Origin of the sequence: Granulicatella sp. WM01 (assembly GCF_004570605.1) — a bacterium.
Lineage (GTDB): Bacteria > Bacillota > Bacilli > Lactobacillales > Aerococcaceae > WM01.
Window position 1 is genome coordinate 1 of the sequence record NZ_SPPB01000064.1, and the last position, 9598, is coordinate 9598.

Annotated in this window: 8 protein-coding genes and 1 pseudogene; 7 read left to right on the forward strand and 2 right to left on the reverse strand. The window is 33.2% G+C overall.

The annotated features are described in order from the left end of the window. Positions 1-558: 558 nt before the first annotated feature. Positions 559-1722, reverse strand: coding sequence for a Cof-type HAD-IIB family hydrolase (locus tag E4T68_RS07580; RefSeq protein WP_135125684.1), 1164 nt, complete (start codon positions 1720-1722; stop codon positions 559-561). 150 nt (positions 1723-1872) lie between these two features. Here E4T68_RS07580 and E4T68_RS07585 point away from each other — a divergent pair, with 150 nt between their 5' ends. The 7 genes from E4T68_RS07585 (at position 1873) to E4T68_RS07615 (ending at position 8267) form a co-directional block, all read left to right on the forward strand. After that, positions 1873-2490: a glycoside hydrolase family 73 protein gene (locus E4T68_RS07585; protein WP_135125686.1), complete on the forward strand. Its 618-nt coding sequence runs from the start codon at positions 1873-1875 to the stop codon at positions 2488-2490. Between the two features lie 768 nt (positions 2491-3258). Further along, positions 3259-3561, forward strand: coding sequence for an Asp-tRNA(Asn)/Glu-tRNA(Gln) amidotransferase subunit GatC (gene gatC / locus E4T68_RS07590; RefSeq protein WP_135125688.1), 303 nt, complete (start codon positions 3259-3261; stop codon positions 3559-3561). Next, positions 3558-5012 carry an Asp-tRNA(Asn)/Glu-tRNA(Gln) amidotransferase subunit GatA gene (gatA, locus tag E4T68_RS07595; RefSeq protein WP_135125690.1) on the forward strand — a complete coding sequence of 485 codons (1455 nt, stop codon included), beginning with the start codon at positions 3558-3560 and terminating at the stop codon, positions 5010-5012. Before gatC ends, gatA begins: the two co-directional genes overlap by 4 nt. 10 nt (positions 5013-5022) lie before the next feature. Then, a complete protein-coding gene (gatB, locus tag E4T68_RS07600; protein ID WP_135125692.1) occupies positions 5023-6453 on the forward strand; it encodes an Asp-tRNA(Asn)/Glu-tRNA(Gln) amidotransferase subunit GatB in 1431 nt (476 codons plus the stop codon). A 15-nt stretch (positions 6454-6468) separates the two neighbouring features. Then, entirely contained in the window at positions 6469-7614 is a 1146-nt protein-coding gene (gene tgt, locus E4T68_RS07605) for a tRNA guanosine(34) transglycosylase Tgt (protein ID WP_135125694.1), read from the forward strand. Between the two features lie 19 nt (positions 7615-7633). Next, positions 7634-8017: a preprotein translocase subunit YajC gene (gene yajC, locus E4T68_RS07610; protein WP_135125696.1), complete on the forward strand. Its 384-nt coding sequence runs from the start codon at positions 7634-7636 to the stop codon at positions 8015-8017. Further along, a complete protein-coding gene (locus tag E4T68_RS07615) occupies positions 7989-8267 on the forward strand; it encodes a post-transcriptional regulator (protein ID WP_135125698.1) in 279 nt (92 codons plus the stop codon). The genes yajC and E4T68_RS07615 overlap by 29 nt, the downstream gene beginning before the upstream one ends. Positions 8268-9343: 1076 nt before the next feature. Here the strand turns inward: E4T68_RS07615 and E4T68_RS07620 are convergent. After that, positions 9344-9598 (reverse strand): annotated as a pseudogene (locus E4T68_RS07620) (ISNCY family transposase); the annotation flags it as partial.

Below are 9598 nucleotides of genomic sequence, written 5' to 3' on the forward strand. Positions count from 1 at the left end.
GTTTAAATATTTTACATATTTACGAACTCGAGTATTTTTAGTGCAAGAAAAATTATTTAAACCATCTTAATATGGGCTGAAAAGTCTATCAAATCAGTATGCTTATTGTCAAGGCACGCTCACGCTATAAACCTTGACAACTGCATACCGATTCGAAAAGAAACAATTAGCCCTATTAAGAAAAAACAACTTAATATTTGCTGGAATTTTTACTTACCAACATAATTTGACGAAGAGCCAAGAATATAAGCTGATATGAATAGCTTATTTGTAGTTAAATTGTTTCGTATAATTGCTCAATAATAGATGCAAAATATTTTAAATGAAGTGTCTATAAATGTATAGTTATGAAAAATTTAAATTTTCTGTCTACCTTTTTTATGATATATTTGAAAACTCAGTATACGGAAGAAAGTTTGCTTAATATGATACAGGTTAGTAGATTTTTTTAAGTGATGTTGATGAGCTTTACTTAAAATCGTGTTGGTGAACGAAAAGTTCATCAACACGATTTATTGCACGCCTAAGTTGAGTCAAATCTTAGTGTTGAGAATATAGTTATCTAGGGCGATAAGATTTGAGTTGTTTTTCTAATTCTTGTATGCGTTGCTCTTGTCTTTCTAGTTGACTTTCCAGCATATCTACTTTTTGTTGTAGAGATGAATTTGTTTGATGAGGAGATTTAGCTGGAGATGCCATACTACGATACAGTTGGACAATAGTGAGTAAGATTAAACTAATAGCAATAATATATACCCAACTTAATTTCAGCACATTTTTGTTAAATCGTTTAATCACTTTATTGAGTGAATAAAGTGGTTTGGTTAACGTAAAGTTATGTTTGGTATTGTCTGATATAGAGAAAACATATTTTTCAATTGCTGTAGCAACACCATGCTGAATATTAGTATCTGTAGTGGCGTATGCAATGTTTTTTATAGCAGGAATCGCATTTCCCATAGCAATACCGTACCCTACTCGTGAAATCATTGAATAATCATTGAAACTGTCACCTAGTGCCATTACTTCATCCATTGAAATATTGTACGTTTGAGCAAGTTCAAAAAGAGCAATTCCTTTTTGAGCGTTTGGATGAGTGATTTCTAAATTATTTTGATGAGAAGACGAAATAACAATAGATGAATAGGGGGTAATTTGTTCTTTAAGCATATTTAATTCGTCAAGATTATCCATGGTAAATACCATTAATTTAATGACTGTAGGTTGATTCATAGTGATATAGTCAACCAATGAGGGAACAAATTTTGCAGGTAAACTTTGCTTTTTGTTTTGGAAATAGGTTTCAAGTTCACTTTCTGTTAAGTGAGGATGATGAGTTTTAATAAAGTGTTTGAGTTCACGTTCACGTAATTCCTGGTTTTCAGAGATAACATCATCAATGGTCATTACTTCAATAAAAATATTTGAAAACTGTTTTGTTGCGTTAATAATAGATACAACATCTTGATTATTAATAGCGTGTGCTTTAATTAATTGTCTATTTGCGTCATAAACGGCTCCTCCATTAGCAGTAATGAGAGGACAATGAATATGATATTTATCTACAATAGGTAGTGCCTCGTTCAGATGTCTTCCAGTGGCAATGGCAAATGTGACTTGATAATCGTATAGTTTTTGAATTGCTTTTCTATTTTCTGGTGAAATATCCATGTGATGATTGAGTAGTGTGCCATCCATATCAGATGCAACAAGTTTAATCATAGCCTAACCTCCTTGTGTTCATATATTTAGTGTACCATGTTTTAAGTGATTTGTGTTGAAAAATGTAGGGAAAACGAGTATTCTTTTAAAAAGAGTATGACAAATAAATGGGAAACAACACACAAAAATTATGATAGAGAAAGGATTTGTATGAGAAAAAGACAGAAACGGAGCTATGGAATATTGATGTTAGGAATAACGGTAAGCGTATTTATGTTTACTTTGTTTTTCTTGATGGTGCCTCAACCTAAAAAAAATGAGGATAGTTTTCAACAAGCAGAAAGACAAAGGCAACAAGAAATTGAAAAACAGCGTTATCAATTTTTTATGACAATAAAACCTGTTGTACAAGAAGTCAGTCAGCTATACGGTACTTTTGTTAGTGTAACCATGGCTCAGGCAGCATTAGAGTCAGATTTTGGGAACAGCCAATTGTCTAGTCAGTATTATAATTTGTTTGGTGTAAAAGGGACAAAGGAAACGGGTGTTGCTTTACTAACTAAAGAGTTTCAAAATGGAGCATGGGTAGAGGTGCATGAGTATTTTAAAGTATATGACAGTTGGCGTAGCTCAATTGAAGAGCATGCTCAATTAATGAGATATGGCACATCTTGGAATGCTAACCAGTATGAGTCAGTATTAATGGCTAAAACATATCAAGAAGCAGCCAAAGGATTGGTAAGTAGTGGGTATGCAACAGATCCGATGTATGCGCAAAAGTTAATTGAAATGATTGAACGGTATCGTTTATATGAATATGATTTATAAAGATTAATAGCTTTAGCTTATCATAGGTAAGCGTATTTTTCTTGTGTAGATAGAATGGTAATATAGTTTTTGTTTATCGTGTAAAAAATAGTAAGTAATCTTGTAAATGTAGATAAGCCATTTTGAGAAAAGTAATGTTTTATGACGGATTAATAAGGCAGATAATAGTATATGTTTTAGTGTAGAAGATTAGTTTTTTAGCCTTGTTTTATGATGAGTTGAAAAAGTAACGGAGACCTTTACAAGTGTATTCATAAAACATGTGTGGAATAGATTGTCAGTGATGTATGTTAGGTAAACTAGTTAATCAACTATATTGTTTAGTTCTGGTGTATAAATAGCATGTAATGTGTGCTTTCTATTTAAAGAGCATGCTCTTTAAATGGCAATAATCAAGCGTGAAGATCCTGTTTGACAGGGGCAAAACAACTTATATTGGCACATGTTTTTTAAAGAAGAGGTAATTAAGAGGAGCTAATCTGTTTAATAAGGAAGCAAAACAGAAATTTTTGAGATAGTCTCCAGTAGGTATAGAAAGTTTTACTTTTTGTGGCATGGCATAAGTTATTTTTGCGTAGATGGTTAGTTATGCTTGAGAATATAGTGAAGAGTTTAGAGCGTACTAAGGGATTTACTTTAGAAATAGGGAAGTAGTTTTTGGAGCAAAGGTTTATTTTGCTAGTATAGATTAATAGCTGAATTTTATGATGGAGTGTGCTATAATAGCAAACGAGTATGTCCAATAATGGATAAAGAAAGGAAAATAGTATGGCGATTACAGAAAATGATGTTAAGCATGTTGCTAAGTTGGCAAAGTTATCTTTTAAAGATGATGAGATTGCACATTTTACTGAACAACTTGGAGATATTATTAATATGGTTGAGCAATTAAATGAGATTGATACGACTGGTGTGATAGTAACAACGCATGGGTATCCTGTTGTCAATGTGATGAGAGAGGATAATGCAGTCCAAGGAACAGAAAGAGATCTTTTATTTGAAAATGTTCCAGAAAAGCAAGGTGGGTTTATTAAAGTTCCTGCAATGTTAGAGGGAGGAGGGGAAGCATGATTGATAAAACTCTTGTAGAATTGAAAGAAGGATTACTAAAAAAAGAGTTCACGTCTTTAGAAATCACAAAAGCAGTGTATCAAAGGATTAAAGAGGTTGATGGTAAGGTTCAATCGTTTTTGGCATTAAATGAAGATGAGGCACTTAAACAAGCAAATTTAAGTGATGAAAAAGGATATACCCAAGATGGAGCGTTATTACAAGGCCTACCTATTGGAATTAAAGACAATATTGTGACGCAAGGTTTGACAACAACAGCTTCAAGCAGGATGTTAGAAAATTTTAAACCGATTTATAATGCAACAGTAGTAGAGAAATTAAATCAAGCTGGTGCAGTGACAATTGGAAAATTAAACATGGACGAGTTTGCTATGGGTGGAAGTACTGAAACGTCATATTTTGCAAAAACAAAAAATCCATGGGATTTAACTAAAGTTCCTGGAGGATCATCTGGTGGTTCAGCAGCCAGTGTAGCAGCAGGAATGATTCCAGCAAGTTTAGGGAGTGATACAGGAGGGAGTATTCGTCAACCTGCTTCCTTTACAAACTTGGTAGGGATAAAACCAACGTATGGACGTGTATCACGTTACGGATTGATAGCTTTCGCCTCTAGTTTGGATCAAATAGGACCAATGACTAGAACTGTTGCAGATAATGCTCTCGTTTTGCAAGCTATTAGTGGGTTAGATGAAAAGGATGCGACAAGTTCAGCACTGAGTGTGCCGGATTTTTCAGAAAAACTAAATCATGGTGTGAAAGGCTTGAGAATTGCGGTTCCTACTGAATATTTTGGAGATGGTATCCAAGAAGACATTAAACAAGCTTTAACACAGGCAATTGATATTTATCGTCAATTAGGTGCTATTGTAGAGGAAGTTAGTCTGCCACATTCTAAGTACGGAATTCCTGCGTATTATATTATTGCTTCATCTGAGGCGTCATCTAACTTACAACGTTTTGATGGCATTCGTTATGGGTATCGTTCGCCACACATTCAGTCATTAGAAGATGTGTATGTTAACAGCCGTTCAGAAGGGTTTGGTATGGAAGTTAAACGTCGTATTATGTTAGGAACATTTTCTTTAAGTTCTGGATATTATGATGCTTATTTCAAGAAAGCTGGTCAAATTAGAACATTGATTAAACAAGATTTTGAGTCTGTTTTTAATCGTTACGATGTTATTTTAGGTCCAACAACGACTACTATTGCTTTTGGTTTGGGAGAACATCAAGATGATCCTATTGCTATGTATATGTCGGACTTATTGACTGTTCCGATGAATTTAGCAGGTGTACCTGCACTTTCCATGCCAGGTGGATTTTCTAAAGAGGGCTTACCAATTGGTATTCAGCTTGTTGGGAATTATTATGATGAGCCTACGTTATATCAAGCAGCACAAGCCTTTGAAACTGCTACTCATTATTATCAAAAAAGAGCACAATTAAGTTAGGAGGTAGGCTATGAATTTTGAAACAGTTATTGGTTTAGAAGTCCATGTTGAATTAAAAACAGAATCTAAAATGTACTCGCCTACTCCAGCACATTTTGGTTCACGGCCAAATACAAATACGAATGTTATTGACTGGGGGTATCCCGGTGTCTTGCCAACATTGAATAAACGTGCAGTGGAGTTTGGAATGCGAGCAGCTTTAGCGTTAAATTGTCGTATTTCTAAAGAAACAAAATTTGATAGAAAAAACTATTTTTATCCCGATAATCCTAAGGCATATCAAATTTCTCAATTTGATTATCCGATTGGTTATGATGGTTGGATTGAAATTGAAGTGAATGGACAAACTAAAAAAATTGGTATTGAACGTGTTCACTTAGAAGAAGATGCTGGAAAAAACACACACGGAACAGATGGGTTTTCTTATGTTGATTTAAACCGTCAAGGTGTGCCTTTAATTGAAATTGTTTCGCATGCAGATATGCGTTCTCCTGAAGAGGCGTATGCCTATTTAGAGGCATTAAGACAAGTCATTTTATATTCAGGTGTATCTGATGTGAAAATGGAAGAAGGATCTATGCGTTGTGATGCTAATATTTCTATCCGTCCATATGGGCAAGAAAAGTTTGGTGTGAAAGCTGAATTGAAAAATTTAAATTCTTTTAATAATGTGCGTAAGGGTCTGTTATTTGAGGAAAAACGTCAAGCAAGAGTGCTACGTAGTGGTGGAGAAATTCAACAAGAAACACGTCGTTATGATGAAACAACAGGTGAAACAATTCTGATGCGTGTTAAAGAGGGGGCTAGTGATTACCGTTATTTCCCAGAACCAGATTTGCCACATTTGTCTATTTCTGATGAATGGATTGAAACGATTAAACAGTCTTTACCAGAAATGCCAACTAAACGTCGTCAACGTTATGTAGATGTGTTAGGTCTACCTGAATATGATGCAATGGTATTGACATTAACTAAAGAAATGTCTGATTTCTTTGATGCTACAGTTCTGCATGGAGCTAATGCTAAACAAGCATCAAACTGGTTAATGGGAGAAGTATCTCAGTATTTGAACGCACAAAAATTGGAATTGTTGCAAACAAAATTAACACCACAAAATTTAGCTGAAATGATTAGTCTAATTGAAGATGGTACAATTTCTTCTAAATTAGCCAAAAATGTGATGCGTTTGTTGGCTGAAAATGGTGGGCATGCTAAAGAGATTGCACAAGCTAATGGATTAATCCAATTAAGTGATCCGAGCCAATTAGTCCCAATTATTGTTGATATTTTGAATAAAAATGAGCAATCTATTGAAGATTTCAAAAATGGTAAAGATAGAGCTGTAGGTTTCTTAGTTGGACAAATTATGAAACAAACAAAAGGTAAAGCAAATCCTACAATGGTTAATCAATTATTAATGGAAGAATTGCAAAAAAGATAAAAAGAGGAGAGATTTATGAGCGAGCCGGCAATTAAGTATCGTTTAATCAAAAAAGAAAAACATACTGGTGCACGTTTAGGTGAGATTATAACCCCACATGGAACATTTCCCACTCCTATGTTTATGCCTGTAGGAACTTTAGCAACAGTTAAAAGTATAGCTCCAGAAGAACTAGATATTATGGGGGCAAATATTATTTTAAGTAATACCTATCATTTATGGTTACGTCCGGGTGAAGATATTGTTGAAGAAGCTGGTGGATTGCACCGTTTCATGAATTGGAATAAAGGAATTTTAACTGATTCAGGTGGTTTTCAAGTATTCTCATTAAGTGATATGCGTAAAATTACAGAGGAAGGGGTACATTTCAGAAATCATCTTAATGGATCAAAAATGTTTTTATCTCCTGAAAAGGCAATTAACATTCAAAATAAATTAGGTCCAGATATTATGATGAGTTTTGATGAATGTCCACCATTTCATGAAACACATGATTATGTTGAAAAATCAATTCATCGGACAACAAGATGGGCAGAGCGTGGCTTAAAAGCACATCAAAATCCAGATAGACAAGGTTTATTTGGCATTTTACAAGGTGCTGGATATAAAGATTTGCGTTTGCAACATGCCAAAGATATGGTAAGTTTGGATTTTCCAGGGTATTCTATTGGTGGATTATCGGTTGGAGAAACAAAACAAGAAATGAATAGTGTATTGGATTATTTAACAAATGTGATGCCTGAACACAAACCCCGTTATTTAATGGGGGTAGGTTCACCTGATGCTTTAATTGATGGTGTTATTCGTGGAGTAGATATGTTCGACTGTGTTTTACCGACACGGATTGCACGTAATGGGACATGTATGACAAGTCAAGGGCGTTTGGTTGTTAAAAATGCACAATATGAACGTGACTTTAGACCGATTGATGAAAAATGTAATTGTTATACGTGTCGGAGTTATACACGTGCTTATGTTCGCCATTTGTTTAAAGCAGATGAAACATTTGGACTACGTTTAACAAGTTATCATAATTTATATTTCTTATTAAATTTAATGAAGCAAGTTAGACAGGCTATTTTAGATGATGATTTATTAGCATTTAAAGAGGCATTTTTTGAAGAGTATGGATTAAATGTTGAAAATCCTAAAAATTTTTAAAAGGAAAGAGGAATAAAAAATGAATGAAATGTTATTAATTGTAATTGTTTTTGTAGCAATGTATTTTATGATTATTGCTCCACAAAAAAAACGTTTTAAAGAAATGCAAGAAATGGTGGCTGCTTTGAAAAAAGGAGATCACGTTATTGTATCAGGTGGTTTACACGGTATTATTGAGGAAATCAATGAAAGTACGATTGTATTAGATTGCGAAGGTATTTATTTAACGTTTGAGCGTTATGCTGTAAGCCGTGTGGTTGACACAGATGTTGTGGGTACAACGTATGAAAATGTTAAAGAAGATGTAGAACAAGAGGAAACTGATAGTCAAGATGTCACAGAAGAGATAGTATCAGAAGTAGCAGTTGAAGATATTGTTACAAATCTTGATGACAATGAGTAAATTGGATAAATGGATAGCCTTAAAAGTTGATGATTTTCATCAAAAAGGGTATTCCTATGTTTGTGAGCAAGATATTTGTGAGTATTTATATCACTTTCTCTGGAGAAGGCAAAAACCTGAGTATTATGTCGAACAAGTCAATAGTATTATTCGGATAACACCCAATCACTTTTTTGATTATAAAACATTACAAATTCAAGTTACGCCCATTCAGTCATTAGACGATTTAGATTTTAGCGAATTGATATAAGCTATTATTCATAATGTGTATGGTGTATTCAATAAAAAGTATTGATATATAATGCTTGCACATCAAAAGCATTGTTATGATTGGTGTTATTTTTTCAATTTTAACCAAAGTTAATTTAATCCAAATAAGCATAATGAAGTGTGTTGATAAACAAAAAAGTTTACCAACACGCTTTATTATGTTTGTCTAATGTTTTTTATAAGTATAATTTGACAAAGACCAAAAGACATAACAAATGGTCATGAATACACGTAAACGCTTTTACATTAAATGTGTATACATTTTGATGTAAGAGTGTTTTTTCGTGTCATATTAATTCTCTTAATAGATATATGGCGAATAAAAATGTTGCTAACAATAGTAAGGTAAACGATAAACTGGCAAAGAGAAGAATAGTAGAGAGGTGTTTTACATGGATAATGACATCATTAATTCAAAAATTTTATGTTACGATGGCAATAAAGAGATATATTTTGACGATGTGAGCTTAAACTTGTATTTAATAAGAAAAAGAAGTAAAATGAATATAAAAAGAGGCAAATAAGAATAGAATGCATTACACTTTGTGTATATAAATAGGAGGTGTTTTATATGACAAAAAATAAAAAGATTATAATTTTTATTTTAGGTTTTTTTGTGGGTTTATTTGTTGTTCCTGTTTTAAAATTTTATTTTATTAAGTTATTAGAATTGTTTCATTAAATACCTTGTTAAATGAATAAATACTAAATTGTGTTGGGAGATTGAAAGATGTGTTGACACGGTTTTAATTTGTACATTTCTCAAAGGTAAAGGTACATCATATAATAAATGATATAGATTGTGTCAAAAAATAAAACAATTGTTACCTGCTTTACCTAGCATGTTCATGAGAGATAGAGGATAAAACATCAAGTGTTCACAAAAGCACACGCATTCTTTTTATCACAAATCTCAAAATTTCAGACACATACGTAGTATGTGTATAACTGTCAATCGAAAATGAAAATGTCCCAAAATGTGGGCCACTATAAGTGCAATGATTTTCAAAAAAATCATTGCACTTATAGGGCAAAATAATGTATGCTATTAAAGTATCAAGCAAGCTTGTTGTCTTGATACTCTTCAAGAGTTTTTCCAATACTCTTGAGATAGCGTTTGAAAGATGCCAGTTTCCACGGGTGTGATTGTGGTGGAACGTATTGGCGTCTTTCTTTTTTTATATTCTCACCCAAATCAAACACCGCTGAATGCTCTTCATGTGTTAACAAACAACGTGTGGCATAAATGTTGTCAGCGATATTCAAGAAAATATCCCCATTAAATGCTTCAATAACCAACGCTTTTGTGTG